Genomic DNA, 16816 nt, shown 5'->3' on the forward strand with positions numbered 1-16816 from the left:
GCCGCATGGCTGAATACAAGGTTTCCCGGAGCGTGGTGGTCGACGCTCCCGCCGCCCGGATCTTCGAGATCCTCGCGTCGCCCGCCCGGCACCCGGAGATCGACGGATCGGGGACCGTGCGCGGCAGCCTCTTCGGTCCGCCGGAGCTGGTCCAGGACGCGCGGTTCGGCATGGACATGAAGATGTTCGGCCTGCCGTACAGGATGACCAACCGGGTGGTGGAGTACGAGAAGGACCGCCTCATCGCCTGGCGGCACTTCGGCCCGCACCGGTGGCGCTACGAGCTGGAGGAGCTGCCCGGGGGCGGGACGCGGGTGACCGAGACCTTCGACTACTCCAGGGGGTTCCCGCTGTTCTACGTGCTGGGCGGGATGCCCGCGCGCAACGCCCGGGGCATCGAGGCGACCCTGGTGCGCCTGAAGGACCTGGCCGAGCGCGGATGACCGGAGGGGGCGCGGTCCCGGCCGGAGCCGGGCCGCGCCTTCTGCCACCGGTGCGGCTAGTAGTAGCCGGGGTAGCCCTCGTGGCCGTGGCCCTGGAGCAGGGCGGGACGCATGTCGCCGTAGCCGGGGTAGCCCTCGTGGCCGTGGCCCTGGAGCAGGGCGGGACGCTCGAGGTCGTAGCCGTAGCCCTCGTGGCCCTGGGCCAGGGCGGGACGCTCGTGGTCGTACCCGTAGCCGTCGTGGCCGCCGGCCGAGGCGGGCGCCGCGGCGAGGCCGAGGGCCGCACCGGCGGTGAGCGTCATCAGGGCGATTCCAGCGATCCGTTTCACGGAAGATCCTCACTCTTAGTAGTTGGTCAATAGCCAACGGTTGCGACTGTAGGTCGCGCGGAGTGGTTTGGCCAGTTCATCGCCCCGGTTCGGGACACATCTCCGACGAAGCGTGGCACGCGTCCGTTCCCGTCCGCCGCTTTCGGGCGTCCGGACGAACCGCCGACCCGCCGCGGCCGTCTCACATTCCGCACCGATCCGCGCCGTTCGGGCCCGTCCCGGCGGATCGCTAGAGTTCGGGCAGTGCCCCGGCCCGTCCGGGCCGGGAGAGCCGTCGAGACGCAGTTGGGGGACCACTGGTGGAAACGACCTTCGGTGACGTCTGGCAGGAGGTGCTGACCACCCAACCCGAGCCGGAGCAGTGGATCGTCATCGGCGCCGCGGTGCTCGCCCTGGCGGCCGTGCTGTTCAACCCCGTGTGGCGGGTGGCCCGCAACGTCGTCACCATCGCCCACGAGGGCGGCCACGCCCTGGTGGCGCTGCTCAGCGGACGCCAGCTCACGGCGATCCGCCTGCACTCCGACACCTCGGGTGTCACCGTCTCGCGCGGCAAGCCGACCGGCGTCGGCATGATCCTGACGGTCTTCGCCGGGTACGTCGCCTCGTCGGTCATCGGCCTGCTCGGCATCGTCGTGCTCATGACCGACCACATCACCGCGCTGCTGTGGCTGAGCCTGGTGGTGCTGGCCGCGATGCTCCTGATGATCCGCAACCTCTACGGCGTGCTCTCGGTGGTGGGCACCGGCGCGGTCGTGTTCGGGATCAGCTGGTTCACCCCCAGCGAGGTCCAGGCGGCCTTCGCCTACCTGTTCATCTGGTTCCTGCTGTTCGCCGGCATCCGCCCGGTGTTCGAGCTCCAGCGCCAGCGCGTGCGCCAGCCCTCCCCGCACTCCGACGCCGACCAGCTGGCCCGGCTCACCGGCCTGCCCGGCACCCTGTGGGTGGTCGTGTTCGGCCTGGTCAACCTCGCCGTCACCGGCCTGGGCGTGTGGATGCTGCTCCTGGCCTGACGCCGCCCCCGGCCCCCGGCGCACGGAAGAAGGGGCGCGACCCGTGCGGTCGCGCCCCTTCCTTGTGTCCGTCGTGGCCGTGCCCGGCCCGCGGCCTCAGCCGTTGTCGGCCCGGGGCGCGGCCAGCGCCTCGGGGACGGTGCCGAACACCGGGATGCGGGTGTCCAGCGCGGTGATCCGCAGGGTCTGCATGATCCGCTGGGCCGGCGCGGCGATCGCCAGCACCGCGCGCTGCTCCCGGGCGGTCTTGTGCGCGCGGATGAGCACGCGCAGCCCGCTGGAGTCGATGAAGCGCAGGTCGGTGCAGTCCAGGACGACGCGCCCGCGCGGCTGCGTGACGAGCGCCTCGGTGACCGCGTCCTGGAACCGGCCCTCGGTGGCCAGGTCGATCTCGCCGTCCAGCGCCAGCACCCGGCCGCTGTCGTGCAGGGTGGACGAGATGGTGAGTGCGGGCATGGCGACTCCGGCGTAGTCGGGACGTGCCCGCCGCGCAGGCGAGGCGGGCCGCATCCCGCGCCGGGCGCGGGCGTCGACCGGTACGTTCAGTGCGTTACCGCGGTAGCCAAGCTGATGGTTCATCATGTCCTCGCGTGCCGCCCCGGTGGTACGGGGCCGGGGATGTGACGCCTTCTCCTCCGCAACGGGGCCTGCGCGGAGCGCGGCCACCCTGGGAACGTCCGAGTGCGGGTCGGAAGTTCCCCGGCGGTCCGCGGGTCACCGGGACCGGAGATCGGCGGCGTGCCGTGCCGGGTGACTCCCGCACCCTTCACGACAACAAGAACCCGCCCCTGGGGGCGGTCATTCCCTCCCTGGGGGAGGTGCGGCGGCCGGATCGGTGGCCGGGATCTTCGGGAGACGGTGACCGCCCGGCCCCCTCGGGGTCCCGGCTGTCCCTCGCATCAGCCGCTCAGCCTCGGACTTTACCACAGTGCCGTGGCCGTTTCGTGACGTGAGCGACGCAAGGTCGTGTTCGTTGCCGTTTGCACCGCGTGGCGTCGATGAGGTAAGCGTCACAGGCAGTGGGCGTTCTCGGTGGGTTCGGGGTCCGGCGCCGGGTCCTCGTCCTCCTGCTCGAGCGCCCACACGCACGCCGACAGCGTGAGCGGTACCGCGACCGTCAGCGCGATCGCCGGGATCGCCACGCCCGAGTCGTTGACGGCGAACCCCACCAGCGCGGTCACCAGCGACCCGGTCAGGCCGGCCCGCAGCGTCGGCGCGTACTCGTAGGCCCGCTGGAGCGCGCCGATCCGCCAGTTGGTGGGCCGGTAGAGCACCGCGAACAGGAACACCAGGGCGCAGGCCGCGAGCAGGGTCAGCTGCCAGTTGCCGAGCGTGCCCAGCATCGCCCCGAGCTTGCGGGCCACCACCGTGCCCGCCTCCCCGTTGAGCACCTGGGCGGCGAACGCCCCGAAGTGGCTGCGCTCCTGGGGCGGGCGCAGGTAGTCCAGCCACGACAGCAGCGTGATCGCCGCGACCGCCGCCGCGACCACGGCCGACAGCCGCAGGAACGTCACCCGCACCCCGGCGATCATCATCGTCGTCACCGCCAGGCCCGGCACCAGCGCGATCACCCCGCCGAAGTCGGTGCCCAGGCCGGGCCAGCCGATGATCGCCACCGACGCCGCCCCCACCACCAGGGCCACCGCCACGGCGGCGCGCCGGCGCCCCCGCACGATGAGCCCGTGGGCGATCCCGGCCACCGCCATGAGCATGCCGGTGGCGAAGGTGGCGAAGGCGATGTTGCCGATCCCGTAGAACCGGCCGCCGACGATCGGCGAGTACCCGGTGGGCGAGTTCATCTGCAGGTGCGCGCCGAAGCACAGGTCGAGGAACAGCACCGCCGTGGTCGCCCCCGCCACCACCGTCATCGGTCCCAGGACCGTGCGCCGCCAGGGGCCGGCCACCGCCAGCACCACCACCAGCGCGTCCGCCGCCAGCACGCACAGCAGCAGCGCCGTGGGCGGTGATTCGGCCGCCCACCACGGGATGAGGTTGGCCAGGTAGCTGGCGACCGGGAACGCCGCCCCGGCCAGGGCCACGATCCGGGTCACCGACAGCACGAGGACCCGCTTGCCGCGCTGCCCGTCGGAGTAGCGGTGCAGGGCGTAGGCGGCGGCCGCGTAGATCAGCAGCTGGACCGCCACCAGCCCGCTGAAGAATCCGGGGATGGCCGCCCCGACCACCACGGCGGCCGTGTTGAAGTCCATCAGCCGCTGCACGGACTCCCCGGTGTCCGCGGGGCGGTTCGTCACGTGCCAGGCCCGCCCGGCGACCGCCGCCTGCGGGTCCATCCGCAGTTCGGCCAGGACGGTGGCGGTGACGTCGGTGAGCACCACCAGCCCCCGCCGCCGGGTCGACTCCGAGGCCAGGAACCCGATGGGCCCGGCCGGGCCCTCCTGCGCCACCTGCGCGCTCAGCGCCGCGGTGAGCTGGGAGGGCGCGCTGTCCATGGACACGCCCACCACCATGAGCGAGGACCCGGTGGGCAGCATCGAGACGAGCGTGCGCAGCCGCCCGTCCAGCATCTCCAGCGCCTCCTCGCGGTCCACCTGCGGGACGTCGTCCCGGTCGGGGCCGTCGGGGTCGGTCGAGAAGGGGTCGTCCTCGGGGTACAGGCGGGTGAGGTCGGGCAGCTCCACCGCGGCCAGGGCCACGCCCTCCAGGCGTTCGGTGTCGAGGTCGCCCACCCCCGCCAGGTAGTGGTCGACCCGCCCCTGACCGTCGGCGACGCCCAGCGCCGCCCCCGGGCCCACGGCCAGCGTGGACCCGCCGTACCGCTGCACGGTGTCGCCGAGCAGCCCCACCCGCGCCGCGAACTGCGATTCGGCGTTCTGGCGCACGTACGAGTCGAACCCGGGGACGACGGCGCCGGACCCGGTGCGCTCGGGCCGGGGCGCGGGCTCGCAGACCCCGAAGTCCTCCCGTGCGGCCAGGGCGCGGTCGCCCGCCGACACCGACAGCCATCCGTCGGTGGGGCAGGTGCGCGAGGTCGCGGTGCGGATCGACATGTTCCCGATGGCCGACCGCTCCGCCATCTCCCACAGGGTGGGCGTGTGCCCGGGGGTGATGTCCTCCCACAGCAGGCCCGGCACCCCGACCAGCACCAGGGGCTCCCCGGCCGGGACCGGCACGTCCGGCTGCCGGACGGGCGCCCCCGAGCCGGTCGGGCCCGGGTCCGCCCACGAGGACGGGGCGGCGCACAGCAGGGCGGCGACCGCCACCACCACTGCGCACCAGCGCGCCGGCACCGTGCCGGCCGCCCTCCGGTGCGCCGCCCCCGCGGCTCCGGCCGCCCCCCGAAGCGCCGATACCGCACTGACGAACCGTCGTGGCATCGCGGACCCCCCGTCGCGCGCTCGACCTGAGCTCGCCACCCTAGCGACCCCGGAGCGCCCATCGGGGGATACTCGCCCGACCCGTCCGAATCCGCCGGGGGATCCCCCTTCGGATCTCCGTTCCCGCGGGCCCGGGAGCCGGGTATCGGACGGACCGGTTCAGGTGCCCAGGCCCCATCCCTTGAGGACCTCGGCGGTGTCCGGCTGCGGCCGCCCCCGGGTCACCCCGCCCGGGGTGCGCGAGAAGCGGGGCGCCGGGCCCGGGACCACGCGGCCGCCCTCGCGGACCAGCGTGCCCCGCGCGCGCACGTGCGGGTGGTCGGGCGCCTCCTCCAGGGACAGGACCGGCATCACGCAGGCGTCCACACCCTCGAACACCGCCGCCCACTCGTCGCGGCCGCGGGTGCGCAGCACCTCGGCGAACCGCTCCCGCAGCACCGGCCAGCCCGAGCGGTCCCACTGATCGGGCAGGTCCTCCCCGTCGAGGCCGGTGCCCGCCAGGAAGGCGGCGTAGAACTGCGGCTCGATGCAGCCCACGGACACGTACCGGCCGTCGGCGCACTCGTAGACGTCGTACCAGGGGGCGCCGGTGTCCAGGTAGTTGGTGCCGCGCTCGTCGCTCCAGGACCCGCGCGCCCGGTCCTCGTGGATCATCGACATCAGCAGCGCCGACCCGTCGACCATGGCGGCGTCCACGACCTGTCCGCGCCCGGAGGCGCCGCGCTCCACCAGGGCGGCCAGGATGCCGGTGACCGTGAACATGGTGCCGCCCGCGAAGTCCCCGAGCAGGTTGGCCGGCGGTACCGGCGGGCCGTCCGCGCGGCCGATGGCGTGCAGGGCGCCGTTGACGGAGATGTAGTTCATGTCGTGCCCGGCGGTCCTCGCCAGGGGGCCGTCCTGGCCCCAGCCGGTGACGCGGGCGTAGACCAGCCGGGGGTTGAGCTCCAGGCACGTGTCGGGGCCCAGGCCCAGCCGCTCCATGACCCCGGGGCGGAATCCCTCCAGCAGGACGTCGGCGCGCTCGACGAGGTCGCGGGCCAGGGCGCGGCCCTCCTCGGACTTCAGGTCGGCGCCCAGCACGGTGCGGCCCTCGCTCATGTGCGGGCCGGGGAGCCCGGCGTTCATCGCCTCGGCGGCCTGCGGGCGGTCGAGGCGGACGACGTCGGCGCCCAGGTCGGCCAGGAGCATGGCGGCCATCGGAGCCGGCCCGATGCCGGTGAACTCGACGACGCGGATTCCGTTGAGGGGTCCCATGTGCAAGGCCTCCAGGAGGGGTGGATTAGAACGACGTTCGGGTTCATTGTGCCGGGTCGGGCGGTGCGGCACCAGGGCGGCGCTCCGGGGGCGGTGCCCGGGGCGCTCGCGGGTCGAAAAGGATAATGCGGAAAAAGACCACCTTTCCGTTTTCGGATACCTCCTTTTTCGGCGAGTCCAAAAATTGAACAATGGCCCGGTGCTAATGTGTCCGATGCCCGACGGGCCGCGCACCCGCGGCGACCTGCCGCTATGCCGGTGCCGGAAAAGCGGGGAGTGCCCGACCGCGCCCCGGGCATCCCCTTTCCTCCGTGTGATCCCAGGAACCGCCATGCCCCGTAGGACCACCTCCCCCCGCCGTTCCCGCGGCCGGCGCCGCGCGCGGCGCCGGGCCCCGCTGCCCCTGCTCGCCGCGGCCGCCGCCGGACTCCTCGCCCTCACCGCGGGCGGCACCGCCCTGGCCGCCCACCGGGCCGTCGTCGTGGACGTCAACGGCACCGAGCGCACCGTCCACACCTTCGGAGGCACCGTCGCCGACGCCCTCGACGCCGCGGGCGTCACCCTCGCCGACGGCGACCTCGTGGCCCCCGCGCCGGACGCCCCCGTCGCCTCCGGCGAGCACGTCCTGGTCCGCTCCCCGCGCGACATCACCGTCGAACTCGACGGCCACCCGCTGGCCCGCAGCGTCAACGCCGCCACCCTGGGCGAGGCCCTGCACCAGCTCGGCCTCGACCCCGACGGGGTCTCCCTCTCCGCCGGGCACGACACCCCCATCCCCGCCGACGGGCTCACCGTCACCGCCGAACGCGCCCCGCGCATGGTCGTCCTGCGCGACACCGTCCGCACCGAGACCCGTTCCACCGGTGAGACCGTCGCCGACGTCCTGGCCGCCGCCGGGGTCGACCCCGGCGAGCACGACCTCGTCTCCCCGGCCCCCGACGAGCCCGCCGTCCCCGACATGACCGTCCGGATCACCCCGGTCATCGGCGAACCCGTCACCGAGGAGGTCCCCATCGAGGCCAAGACCACCGAACGCGAGAACCCCGACCTGCCCGAGGGGGAGCGCGAGGTCGTCACCGAGCCCGAGGACGGCGTCAAACGGGTGACCACCGCCACCGTCCTGCACCACGGCGAGGAGGTCGAGAAGGTCCTGGAGGAGGAGGTCGTCACCGAGCCCGTCGAGGGAGTGGTGGAGATCGGCACCAAGGTGCCCGAGGACCCCGCCCCGGCGGGCGGCGGCGCGGCCGCCGGCCTCAACTGGGCCGGCCTCGCCCAGTGCGAGTCCGGCGGGAACCCGGCCGCCGTCAACTCCGCGGGCGGCTACTACGGCCTCTACCAGTTCAGCGTCCCGACCTGGAACTCGGTCGGCGGTACCGGGCTGCCCTCCGAGGCCAGCGCCCAGGAGCAGACGCAGCGCGCCCAGCGGCTCTACGACGCGGTCGGGGGGAACTGGCAGAGCCAGTGGCCGCACTGCGGCGTCCACCTCTTCGAGTGAGCGGGCCCCGCGGCCGCGGCCCCCACCCCCGCCGGGCTGGCAAGATGTGGGGGTGACACAGACACCCGCACCCGATGACCGATCCCGCCTGCTCACCCCCGCCGACGTGCGGGTGCTCGCCGAGCGGCTCGGAGTCCGGCCCACCAAGACCCTCGGGCAGAACTTCGTGATCGACCACGGCACCGTGCGCCGCATCGTCCGGGTCGCGGGGGTCGGCGAGGACGACGTCGTGGTCGAGGTCGGGCCGGGCCTGGGCTCCCTGACCCTGGCGCTGCTCCCGCACGTGCGCCGTGTCACCGCCATCGAGATCGACCCGGTGCTCGCCGAGGCGCTGCCCGGCACCGTCGCCGAGCACGCGCCCGAGCTCGCCGACCGGCTCACGGTCGTCCGCGACGACGCGATGCGCGTCGCCGAGGTGCCCGGCCCGGCCCCCACCGCGCTGGTCGCCAACCTGCCCTACAACGTGTCCGTCCCCGTCCTGCTCCACCTGCTCGAACTGCTGCCGAGCCTGGAACGGGTCCTGGTGATGGTCCAGTCGGAGGTCGCCGACCGGATCACCGCCGCCCCGGGCGGCCGCATCTACGGGGTGCCCTCGGCCAAGGTCGCCTGGTACGCCGCGGCCCGCCGGGCCGGGGCGGTGGGCCGCAACGTGTTCTGGCCCGCCCCCAACGTCGACTCCGGGCTGGTGGAGCTGGTCCGCCGCACCCCGCCCGAGACGCGGGCCACCCGCGAGGAGGTCTTCCGGGTGATCGACGCGGCCTTCGCCCAGCGCCGCAAGACCCTGCGCGCCGCCCTGGCCGGCTGGGCCGGCTCGGCCCCGGCCGCCGAGCGGGCGCTGCGCGCCGCCGGGGTCGACCCCGGCGCCCGCGGGGAGTCCCTGCGGGTGGAGGACTTCGCGGCCATCGCCGAGCACCGCCCGGCCGCGGACGGCTGACCGGCGGACACGCACGAGGGGGCGCGGCATCCGCCGCGCCCCCTCGGTGTCCCCGGCCTCACCCCCGGGGCGGGCCGTCGTCCCTGTCCCCGCCCCCGTCGGAGACGGCCGTCCCGGCCGCCTCGGCGCGGTCCCGGGCCCGTTCCCTGGCGCGGGCCCGCGAACGCTGTACCGCGCGGACCACCCCGGCCAGCACCAGCCCCGCCAGCACCACCGGCACCGCCCACCAGACACCGAACTCCCACTCCCCGGTGCCCCGCACGACGAACGCGACGGCGAGTCCGAGGAACAGCAGCCCCGCGACCAGCGACCCCCAGTCCGTTCTACGCTTCGCCATGCCGTACCTCCACAGTCCCGACGCGGATGTCGGTGTCCACTCTGATCAGGGGGACCTCGTCGTCCCCGGCCCCGCCGACCGGCTCGAACACCTCGCTCAACTCCCGGGTGATGCCGAACTGCTCCTCCTTCTCCCCGTTCCCGCCGAGCGGTACCAGGGCCCCGAGGCCGACGTCCGCCCGCACCTGGGCCCGGGCCTGTTCGGGCAGCAGCAGGACCAGCCGCCCCCGGCCGATCCCCGCCCGCACGTCCACGGTCTCCCCGGGCTCCAGGTCCCCGATCGCGGTCAGGTCCACCGTGAGGTCGCCCACCGTGAACCGGGGGGCGCCCCCGGCCTCCGCCTGCGCGACCGTGGTCGGCCGCCACACGTCCTCGCCGATCCGCACCCGGGTCACGTCCACCGCGGACACCAGCACCAGGGCCAGTGTCAGCACCAGGCCCAGGAAGCCCAGCCCCCGCGGGTTCCCCGCCCAGGTGCCCACCACCGCGAGCAGCCCGACCAGCCCCAGCGCGCCGGCCAGGAAGTACACGCCGGTCTCGGGGCCCAGCAGCAGCCGCGCCGTGTCGGCGCTCCACACCGACGAGTCCCCGCCGAACGCCACGACCGGCGCCACCACCGCGACGGCCAGCAGCGTCCACAGCGCCATGACCGCCAACGGCGCCCCGCGCCGGGACTTCGCCTTCCCACGGCCCCCGCCGGGACCGCGGTCCCCGCCGTCATGGTCCCCGTGGCCGGGGCCCTCGTCCCCGTCCCCGCCGTCCGAGCGGTCGCCGCCCATCGTCCGCTCGGCCACCACCGCCAGGTCCACCGGCCCGGTGGGGGCCGACGCCCACGGCTGCGCCGGGTTGTAGTAGCTCGGGCTCGGACCCGCGACCGGCGTCTCCGGCGGCGGCGCCTTGGCCCGCAGCTCCTCGCCCAGACCGGTGAACGCGGACCGCAGGTCCACCCCGCGGCCGCGCGCGGCCAGCACCCCCAGCACCAGCGGCACCGCCAGCACCAGAGTCGACCAGCCGAAACCACCGACCAGGCTGAACGCCGTCGCCACCGCCAGCCCCACCGCGAGCAGCTTCAGCACCGTCCGCGGCGGGATGCTCCGGTTCAGCATCTGCTCGATCGTCGCCGGCCCGCCCCGCGCGTCCCGCATGAGCATCCACGCGACCAGGTACAGCAGCAGTCCGGTGCCCCCGGCGAACGAGGTCAGCGCGAAGGCCGCCCGCCACACCACCGGGTCGGTCCGCGTATAGCGCCCCAGCCCGGAGCACACGCCGGCCAGGACCCGGTCGTCGTCCGCCTTGCGCAGCTCCCGTTCCGGGACGGGAACCGTCCCGGCCGCGGGCGCGTCGGATCCCGTGGGGGCCGAATCCTCACTCATGGTCGCTCACCGCACTCTCCTCACACACCCATGGTCACCCGCCGGCGGTGATCAGGGGAATCCGGGACGACCCTGACCCCACCCTGACCGCCCGCCCCGGCACATCCGGGGGCTCCACCCCGATGCCCGATGCCCGCGGCCCGGTGCATGCTGGAGTCGACGGGGGGCACCCGTGCGCCCCGGACCGGCAACGCGCACGGACGGAAGACATGGACAAAGCAAGCGGCGACCGGGTGACACCGGTCGCGGACGACACCCCCAGGCTCACCCGGGCGGCCGACGGGAGACTGCTGGGCGGTGTCGCCGCGGGGCTCGCCCGCCACCTGGGGGTGGACCCCGTCGTGGTCCGCCTCGCCTTCATGGCGCTCTCCGTCGGCGGCATCGGGATCGCCGTGTACGTCGCCCTCTTCTTCTTCGTCCCCGCCGAGGACACCGGACGCGGGGAGGACGACGAGGCGCGCGCCGCCGACGGCCGCCGCAAGGGCCGCGACATCTCCCAGCTCGTCGCCTACGTCGGCCTGGCCGCCGGGCTCGGCTTCCTGTTCCTGCTGTTCGGCGGCGTCTTCGACCCGTTGCTGTGGTTCGTGGTGTTCGGCACCCTGGGCGCCGTCATCCTGTGGCAGCAGGCCAACCCCGGCCAGCGCGACGAGTGGATGACCAGCACGGTCGGCCGCGGCAAGGGGCTCATGCGCGCCCTGGCCGGAGTCCTCCTGGTCGTCGTCGGGGTCATCGGGTTCCTCGTCTTCCAGGAGCAGCTCCAGAACGCCCGCGCCGGGCTGACCTTCGCGTTCACCCTGCTCGCGGGCGTCGCCCTGATCGTCGCCCCGTGGATCGTCGGCCTGGTCCGCGAACGCGACGCCGAGCGCCGCGAGCGCATCCGTAACGCCGAGCGCGCCGAGCTGGCCGCCCACATCCACGACTCCGTGCTGCACACCCTCACCCTCATCCAGCGCCGCGCCGAGGACCCCCGCGAGGTGCAGCGCCTGGCCCGGGTGCAGGAGCGCGCCCTGCGCAGCTGGCTCTACCAGCGCCCCGCCGACGCCGAGACCACCGTCTCCCCGGCCCTGGAGCGCGTCGCCGCCGAGGTCGAGGAGGAGCACGGCATCCCCATCGAGGTGGTCTGCGTCGGCGACTGCCCGGTGGACGACGGCCTGCACGCCATGCTGCGCTCCGCCCGCGAGGCCATGGTCAACGCGTCCAAGTACGCGGGCACCGACGCCATCTCCGTGTTCGGGGAGGTCGAGCCCGAGGAGGTGCTGGTGTTCGTGCGCGACCGGGGCGCCGGGTTCGACCTCGACTCCATCCCCGAGGACCGCATGGGCGTGCGCGGCTCCATCCTGGGCCGCATGGACCGCCACGGCGGCTCCGCGCGCATCCGCACCGCCCCGGGCGAGGGCACCGAGGTCCAGCTGCGCATGCCGCGCATCCCCGAGGTGTAGGGCGTTGCGGACGCACCGGAAAGGCACGGCGGAGGAGGGACCGGGATGTGGAGCGGGCCGGGCCGTGGGTAGAGTTCCCGTTGTGGGAGACGACAGCAGCACGACCTTCAGTGACGGCGGCGCGCCACCCCGCGTCGTGATCGTGGACGACCACCGCCTGTTCCGCAGCGGGGTCCGGGGAGAACTCGGCGACGCCGTCGACGTGGTCGGCGAGGCGGGCGACGTGGACTCCGCCGTGCAGGTGATCGAGCGGGCGCAGCCCGACCTCGTCCTGCTCGACGTCCACCTGCCCGGCGGCGGCGGTGTGGAGGTCCTGCGCCGCGTCCTGGCCCGCCACCCGCAGATCCGCTTCCTGGCGCTGTCGGTGTCCGACGCCGCCGAGGACGTGATCGGCGTGGTCCGCGGCGGAGCCCGCGGCTACGTCACCAAGACCATCTCCGGCAAGGAGCTCGCCGACGCCATCGTGCGCGTCGCCGACGGCGACGCCGTGTTCTCCCCGCGCCTGGCCGGGTTCGTCCTGGACGCCTTCTCGGCGACCGACGCCCCGCCCGTGGACCCCGAGCTGGACCGCCTCACCCAGCGCGAACGCGAGGTGCTGCGGCACATCGCCCGGGGCTACGCCTACAAGGAGGTCGCCAAGGAGCTGTTCATCTCCGTCAAGACCGTGGAGACCCACGTGTCGTCGGTGCTGCGCAAGCTCCAGCTCTCCAACCGGCACGAGCTCAGCCGCTGGGCCACCGCCCGCCGGCTCGTCTGACGCCCCCGGGCCCGGCGGACCCGGGGGGCGGGATCAGCGCAGCGCGTCGAGCATCCGGCCGAGGAACTCCTCGCCGGCCACGGCCGTGACCACCCGCACCGGCCGCCGGCCGTCCCCGCCGGGGCGCAGCCGCAGGTCCGCCACCGTCATGCCGCGGGTCAGCGACCCGGACAGCTCCACCCGCACCGGCACCTCGACGGCCTCCGTCACCAGGTGCGGGTCCACCAGCACCGCCGCCGCCAGCGGGTCGTGCATCGCGCACTGGCGCACCCCGAAGATGCCCTTGTAGAAGTCGGCGTAGAAGTCCAGGAACTCCGAGGTGCGCGCGGCCCGCACACCCGGCACCGCCTTCAGCTCCTCCAGCCACCCGCCGGTGGCCACCGTCTCCATGGTGATGTCCAGCGCCACCAGGTCCAGGTCGAACCCGGCGCCGAACACGGCCTCGGCCGCCTCCGGGTCGTTGTTGATGTTGGCCTCGGCGTGCGAGGACACGTTGCCCGGCACCCGCACCGCGCCGCCCATCACCACGAGTCTGCGCACCAGCTCCGGCAGCCGCGGCTCCAGGCCCAGGGCGATCGCCAGGTTGGTCAGCGGGCCCACCGCCAGCACGTCCAGCTCGCCGGGGTACTCGCGGGCCAGCCGCACCAGCAGCTCCGCGGCGCTCCCGTCCACCGGGGCCCCGGCCGGCTCGGGCAGCTCCACCCCGCCCAGCCCGTTGTCGCCGTGGACGTGCGGGGCCAGCCTCGGCTCCTGCACCAGCGGCCGGGACGCGCCCACCGCCACGGGCACCTCCGGCCGCCCGTACAGCTCCAGCAGACGCAGGGCGTTGTCCGCCGTCACGTCCACACCGCCGTTGCCGAAGACCGCGCCGACCCCGACGATCTCCACCTCCGGCCGCGCCGCCAGATAGGCGAGCGCGACCGCGTCGTCGATCCCCGGATCGCAGTCGACGAACACGCGCATGACAAGAACCCCCGAACACGAGCGACGGCCCCCGCCCGTGCGGAGGCCCAGAGTCATCAGAGGAACAGCCTAAACGGGACGAACATCCGATCGGGTTGTGAAGCACCGCGCCCGGCGGGCCCTGTCTCCGACCGGCCGTAACCTGGATCCGTGTCCTCCCAAGAGCAGCTTCTCGAAGGTCTGAACGGTCCCCAGCGCGAGGCGGTCACCCACGGCGGCGGCCCGCTCCTCATCGTCGCGGGAGCCGGTTCGGGCAAGACCCGTGTCCTCACCCACCGCATCGCGTACCTGATGGCCGCGCGGGGGGTGCGCCCCGGGGAGATCCTCGCGATCACGTTCACCAACAAGGCCGCCGCCGAGATGCGCGAACGCATCCAGGCCCTGCTCGGCGCGCGCGCCGCCGCCAGCATGTGGATCATGACGTTCCACTCGGCGTGCGTGCGCATCCTGCGACGGGAGGCCCACCGCCTCGGGTACCCGAGCGGCTTCACCATCTACGACTCCGCCGACTCCGCACGGCTCATGCAGCTGGTCTGCAAGGAGATGGACCTGGACCCCAAGCGGTTCCCGCCCAAGTCCTTCTCCGCCCAGATCTCCAACCTCAAGAACGAGCTGGTCGACTACGACACGTTCGCCGAGCAGGCCCAGACCGAGCAGGAGAAGAAGCTCGCCGAGGCGTACCGGCTGTACCAGCGCCGCCTGCACGAGGCCGGCGCCATGGACTTCGACGACCTGATCATGGTCACCGTCAACCTGCTCCAGATGTTCCCCGACGTCGCGGAGCACTACCGGCGCCGCTTCCGGCACGTCATGGTCGACGAGTACCAGGACACCAACCACGCCCAGTACGTGTTCATCCGCGAACTCGTCGGGGCGGAGCAGGAGGCGCCGGTCGTCCCGCCCTCGGAGCTGTGCGTGGTCGGCGACGCCGACCAGTCCATCTACGCGTTCCGCGGCGCGACCATCCGCAACATCCTGGAGTTCGAGCGCGACTTCCCCGACGCGCGCACGATCCTGCTGGAGCAGAACTACCGCTCCACCCAGACGATCCTGTCGGCCGCCAACGCCGTCATCGAGCGCAACGAGGGCCGGCCCGCCAAGAACCTGTGGTCGGAGCAGGGCGAGGGGACGCCCATCGTCGGCTACGTCGCCGACAACGAGCACGACGAGGCCGCGTTCGTGGTGGGGGAGATCGACAAGCTCACCGACGACGGGGCGATCACCCCGGGCGAGGTGGCGGTGTTCTACCGGACCAACGCCCAGTCCCGGGTGTTCGAGGACGTGTTCATCCGGATGGGCCTGCCGTACAAGATCGTCGGCGGGGTGCGCTTCTACGAGCGCAAGGAGATCCGCGACGTGCTGGCCTACCTGCGCGTGCTCGCCAACCCCGAGGACACCGTCAGCCTGCGCCGCATCATCAACGTGCCCAAGCGCGGCATCGGCGCCCGGGCCGAGGAGTCCCTGGAGCTGTTCGCCGCCCGCGAGCGCATCACGTTCGCCCAGGCGCTGCGCCGGGTCGACGAGGTCCCGGCGATGGCGACCCGCTCGGTGAACGCCGTCCGCAACTTCACCGCCCTGCTCGACGAGCTGGCGGCGCTGGTGGAGGCGTCCAGCCCGTCGCAGCTGGTGGAGGCCGTCCTCGACAAGACCGGGTACCTGTCCGAGCTCGCCGAGTCCAAGGACATCCAGGACGAGAGCCGGGTGGAGAACCTGGAGGAGTTCGTGGACGTGGCGCGGGAGTTCGAGAACACCTTCACGGCCCTGCTGGAGGACGAGGCGGCCCTGGAGGGGGAGGAGGTCGTCGAGGAGGGCGCCGAGCCCACGCTGGTGGACTTCCTGGAGCGGATCTCCCTGGTCGCCGACACCGACCAGCTCCCGGACGCCGACGACGAGGGCGGGGTGGTCACGCTGATGACCCTGCACTCGGCGAAGGGGCTGGAGTTCCCGGTGGTGTTCCTGACGGGGCTGGAGGACGGGGTGTTCCCGCACATGCGCACCCTGGGCGACAAGACCCAGCTGGAGGAGGAGCGCCGGCTGGCGTACGTGGGGCTGACCCGCGCCGAGCGCCTGCTCTACGTGAGCCGCGCCGCGGTGCGCAGCGCGTGGGGGAGCCCGTCGTACAACCCGCCCTCCCGCTTCCTGGACGAGGTCCCCTCGTCCCTCGTCGACTGGCGCCGCGGGGAGTCCCCGGTACTGAGCGCCCCGCCCGCCCTGCGCCGCGGCCCGTCGGGCCGCTCCTTCGGCGGCGAGGGCTTCGGCGGCACCTTCGGCCGGAGCCGGCAGAAGGCCGAGGCGCCGACCCTGAGCGTGGGGGACCTGGTCAACCACGACAAGTTCGGCATGGGCCGCGTCCAACTGGTCGACGGGACGGGCGACCGCACCAAGGCCCGCATCGACTTCGGCGCGGACATCGGGGAGAAGGACCTGATGGTCAAGTACGCGCCGATCGAGAAGCTGTGACCGCGACCTGACACCGGCCCGGAGGGCCCACAGACGGTGTTCTGTGGGCCTTCGTCGTTTTTGTCCGTCGCCTGTAAGACACGACACGGGCAAGGATCGGCAAACACGTCACGAGCACTCCCGGACGGGGGTAGTGTTGTCGAAGACCGAGCGAGACGGACGCCGATCCCCAGGGATCAGGGCGGACGGGCCGGTCGAAACCTCCCTTCCGAAGTGAGCGGTTCGAAGCACTGCTTCGACCATGTAAACTCGGTCGGGTCGCCTCGAAAGAGGCACACGCCTTCACTGAAATCAGAAGGACCCGGAAAACGCCGATTTGGCGGGGAACGGGAACACTGATAAAGTGAAGACACAACAAAGCGGAAACGCAGACGCCTTCCACGGAAGAGCACACGGGACCCAGGGTTCCGGGCTTGTACGGGAAGGGCGGTTGCTTCTTGAGAACTCAACAGCGCGTGTTCGATTTTTACAGCCAAGTTTGTTTTGGCCCCGTCACACGAGAATCGGTGAGATTCGAGTGTGCGAGGTTCCTTTGATTGAGCCAGAGATGGTTCGGTCAGGATTTCTTCTAGGTTTCCAAGCCCACAGCGGCTTGGTGCAAGACCTTTATGGAGAGTTTGATCCTGGCTCAGGACGAACGCTGGCGGCGTGCTTAACACATGCAAGTCGAGCGGTAAGGCCCTTCGGG

The 16816-nt window shown here is 73.1% G+C and carries 14 protein-coding genes and 1 rRNA gene; 8 read left to right on the plus strand and 7 right to left on the minus strand.

The window, feature by feature from the left end; translation table 11 throughout:
- The first annotated feature begins 5 nt into the window (after positions 1-5).
- Complete coding sequence (locus ACFVNO_RS13800) at positions 6-443, plus strand: SRPBCC family protein (protein WP_355262497.1); 438 nt, start codon at positions 6-8, stop codon at positions 441-443.
- Positions 444-499: 56 nt separating this feature from the next.
- Here the strand turns inward: ACFVNO_RS13800 and ACFVNO_RS13805 are convergent, their stop codons facing one another.
- Positions 500-772, minus strand: a complete 273-nt coding sequence (locus ACFVNO_RS13805) for a hypothetical protein (RefSeq protein ID WP_378892375.1) — start codon at positions 770-772, stop codon at positions 500-502.
- Between the two features lie 299 nt (positions 773-1071).
- Between ACFVNO_RS13805 and ACFVNO_RS13810 the strand changes: the two genes are divergently transcribed.
- Complete coding sequence (locus tag ACFVNO_RS13810; RefSeq protein ID WP_355262491.1) at positions 1072-1782, plus strand: M50 family metallopeptidase; 711 nt, start codon at positions 1072-1074, stop codon at positions 1780-1782.
- A gap of 96 nt (positions 1783-1878) precedes the next feature.
- Here ACFVNO_RS13810 and ACFVNO_RS13815 read toward each other — a convergent pair whose 3' ends face one another.
- From ACFVNO_RS13815 to ACFVNO_RS13825, 3 genes are all read right to left on the minus strand, one after another.
- Complete coding sequence (locus ACFVNO_RS13815) at positions 1879-2238, minus strand: STAS domain-containing protein (RefSeq protein ID WP_220563294.1); 360 nt, start codon at positions 2236-2238, stop codon at positions 1879-1881.
- 554 nt (positions 2239-2792) lie between these two features.
- A complete protein-coding gene (locus ACFVNO_RS13820; protein WP_378892380.1) occupies positions 2793-5030 on the minus strand; it encodes a hypothetical protein in 2238 nt (745 codons plus the stop codon).
- A gap of 246 nt (positions 5031-5276) precedes the next feature.
- A complete protein-coding gene (locus tag ACFVNO_RS13825; RefSeq protein ID WP_355262484.1) occupies positions 5277-6371 on the minus strand; it encodes a CaiB/BaiF CoA-transferase family protein in 1095 nt (364 codons plus the stop codon).
- A gap of 331 nt (positions 6372-6702) precedes the next feature.
- On the opposite strand from ACFVNO_RS13825, the gene ACFVNO_RS13830 reads away from it, so the two are divergent.
- Positions 6703-7866, plus strand: coding sequence for a ubiquitin-like domain-containing protein (locus tag ACFVNO_RS13830; protein WP_378892384.1), 1164 nt, complete (start codon positions 6703-6705; stop codon positions 7864-7866).
- A gap of 46 nt (positions 7867-7912) precedes the next feature.
- On the plus strand, positions 7913-8800 hold the full coding sequence (gene rsmA / locus ACFVNO_RS13835) for a 16S rRNA (adenine(1518)-N(6)/adenine(1519)-N(6))-dimethyltransferase RsmA (RefSeq protein WP_378892387.1): 888 nt from the start codon (positions 7913-7915) through the stop codon (positions 8798-8800).
- 58 nt (positions 8801-8858) lie between these two features.
- Here the strand turns inward: rsmA and ACFVNO_RS13840 are convergent, their stop codons facing one another.
- Both ACFVNO_RS13840 and ACFVNO_RS13845 read right to left on the minus strand, forming a co-directional pair.
- Positions 8859-9137, minus strand: coding sequence for a hypothetical protein (locus tag ACFVNO_RS13840; RefSeq protein ID WP_355262475.1), 279 nt, complete (start codon positions 9135-9137; stop codon positions 8859-8861).
- Positions 9124-10509 carry a PspC domain-containing protein gene (locus ACFVNO_RS13845; RefSeq protein ID WP_378892390.1) on the minus strand — a complete coding sequence of 462 codons (1386 nt, stop codon included), beginning with the start codon at positions 10507-10509 and terminating at the stop codon, positions 9124-9126. The genes ACFVNO_RS13840 and ACFVNO_RS13845 overlap by 14 nt, the downstream gene beginning before the upstream one ends.
- 209 nt (positions 10510-10718) lie before the next feature.
- Between ACFVNO_RS13845 and ACFVNO_RS13850 the strand changes: the two genes are divergently transcribed.
- Positions 10719-11948: a PspC domain-containing protein gene (locus ACFVNO_RS13850; protein WP_355262469.1), complete on the plus strand. Its 1230-nt coding sequence runs from the start codon at positions 10719-10721 to the stop codon at positions 11946-11948.
- A gap of 82 nt (positions 11949-12030) precedes the next feature.
- Positions 12031-12705, plus strand: a complete 675-nt coding sequence (locus ACFVNO_RS13855; protein ID WP_220563287.1) for a response regulator transcription factor — start codon at positions 12031-12033, stop codon at positions 12703-12705.
- A gap of 33 nt (positions 12706-12738) precedes the next feature.
- On the opposite strand, the gene ACFVNO_RS13860 is transcribed toward ACFVNO_RS13855, so the two are convergent.
- The gene (locus ACFVNO_RS13860) at positions 12739-13668 is read right to left on the minus strand and encodes a nucleoside hydrolase (RefSeq protein WP_355262466.1); all 930 of its coding nucleotides are present in this window, start codon (positions 13666-13668) and stop codon (positions 12739-12741) included.
- 150 nt (positions 13669-13818) lie between these two features.
- Between ACFVNO_RS13860 and pcrA the strand changes: the two genes are divergently transcribed.
- Entirely contained in the window at positions 13819-16128 is a 2310-nt protein-coding gene (gene pcrA, locus ACFVNO_RS13865) for a DNA helicase PcrA (RefSeq protein WP_355262463.1), read from the plus strand.
- Between the two features lie 605 nt (positions 16129-16733).
- Positions 16734-16816: ribosomal RNA gene (locus ACFVNO_RS13870) — 16S ribosomal RNA — on the plus strand; the annotation flags it as partial.

The sequence above is a fragment of the Nocardiopsis sp. NPDC057823 genome, from assembly GCF_042797335.1.
GTDB lineage: Bacteria > Actinomycetota > Actinomycetes > Streptosporangiales > Streptosporangiaceae > Nocardiopsis > Nocardiopsis changdeensis.

Bases quoted from the DNA above. Each gene is read 5' to 3' on its own strand.
- ACFVNO_RS13860 (WP_355262466.1), bottom strand. From the start codon at position 13,668: ATGCGCGTGTTCGTCGACTGCGATCCGGGGATCGACGACGCGGTCGCG.
- ACFVNO_RS13815 (WP_220563294.1), bottom strand. From the start codon at position 2,238: ATGCCCGCACTCACCATCTCGTCCACCCTGCACGACAGCGGCCGGGTG.
- ACFVNO_RS13800 (WP_355262497.1), top strand. From the start codon at position 6: ATGGCTGAATACAAGGTTTCCCGGAGCGTGGTGGTCGACGCTCCCGCC.
- ACFVNO_RS13840 (WP_355262475.1), bottom strand. From the start codon at position 9,137: ATGGCGAAGCGTAGAACGGACTGGGGGTCGCTGGTCGCGGGGCTGCTG.
- ACFVNO_RS13850 (WP_355262469.1), top strand. From the start codon at position 10,719: ATGGACAAAGCAAGCGGCGACCGGGTGACACCGGTCGCGGACGACACC.
- ACFVNO_RS13825 (WP_355262484.1), bottom strand. From the start codon at position 6,371: ATGGGACCCCTCAACGGAATCCGCGTCGTCGAGTTCACCGGCATCGGG.
- ACFVNO_RS13845 (WP_378892390.1), bottom strand. From the start codon at position 10,509: ATGAGTGAGGATTCGGCCCCCACGGGATCCGACGCGCCCGCGGCCGGG.
- ACFVNO_RS13830 (WP_378892384.1), top strand. From the start codon at position 6,703: ATGCCCCGTAGGACCACCTCCCCCCGCCGTTCCCGCGGCCGGCGCCGC.